Source organism: Oleiphilus sp. HI0067 (genome assembly GCF_001635735.1).
This window is the reverse complement of record NZ_LWFI01001080.1, coordinates 1-1,076: the sequence shown is the minus strand read 5'-3', so window position 1 is coordinate 1,076 and position 1,076 is coordinate 1. Positions and strand designations below refer to the sequence as shown.

Genomic DNA, 1,076 nt, shown 5'->3' with positions numbered 1-1,076 from the left:
TAAATTAGAACGCTTGGACAAAGAGTGAAAAACGATACAGTTTTTGTAATCAACTCGGCCCAGTTTTACACACGCTTCGAGTAGGCCAATTGGCGCATTGGTCTCGTCCGTGTAGATTTCTGAATAACACTCATCTGACGCAAGTACAAAATCATACTTGTCTGATAGATGGATGAGCTGCTCTAGCGTTTCAAGATCAACAACCGCACCAGTGGGGTTGCCGGGAGAACATAAAAATAGAATCTGACAGCGTTGCCAAGTTTCTTCATCAACGGCATCAAAATCAGGTTGAAAACCATGTTCTTCAAGACATGGTAAAAGTTTAAGATCTACGCCTGAGAGATATGTTGCCCCTTCATATATCTGATAAAAAGGATTAGGGCTAACAACAAGGCCGTTTGCCGTATCGTCCACACAAGCCTGCGTAAATGAAAATATCGCTTCACGGGTTCCGTTAACAGGAAGAACTTGAGTATCTGGATTTAACGGTGACTGTGCCAAATCGAAGCGTTGCGTTGCCCAGTTGGCAATAGACTCGCGTAACTCAGGAATACCCTTGGTTGTCGGATACGTTTCAACCTTATTGATATTATCGATAAGTATCTTGGTCACAAATTCAGGAGCCGGATGTTTTGGTTCGCCAATAGATAACTTAATTGGCGCTAGTTTAGGATTCGCTAGGACCTCGCCGAGTAATTTGGTCAGCTTTTCAAAAGGGTAAGGCTGGAGCTTGTCTAATAAAGGATTCATGTACTTGTCTATTCAATTAATTAGGATTCGGTACTAGCAAGCTCATCTAGCTGCGTACAAATATCGTGCTGTAGCGTTTCGCATTGCTCAACATCACTCAAAGGAAAACCGTTTTCTTGCGTGATAAAGAAAACATCTTCTACACGTTCACCCAAGGTGGCGATTCTTGCGCTTACCAAGCTTAGATCGTGCTGATAAAGAATATGGCCAATACGTGCTAGTAGTCCTGGACGGTCAGGTGTTACGACCTCGACGACTGTTCGATGATTTACTGCATCGTTGCTTAGCGTAACCTCAGTAGGGAATGAAAAATGTTTAAGGGCGCG

At 43.3% G+C, this 1,076-nt stretch carries 2 protein-coding genes; both read right to left on the bottom strand.

Going from position 1 to position 1,076, the window contains the following annotated elements:
* Positions 1 to 750 (bottom strand): aminotransferase class I/II-fold pyridoxal phosphate-dependent enzyme (locus tag A3739_RS15065; protein ID WP_156502610.1); only part of this gene is annotated, 750 nt, incomplete at its 3' end.
* A gap of 20 nt (positions 751 to 770) precedes the next feature.
* The coding region (locus A3739_RS15060; protein ID WP_156502609.1) for an ACT domain-containing protein at positions 771 to 1,076 on the bottom strand (306 nt) is incomplete at its 5' end.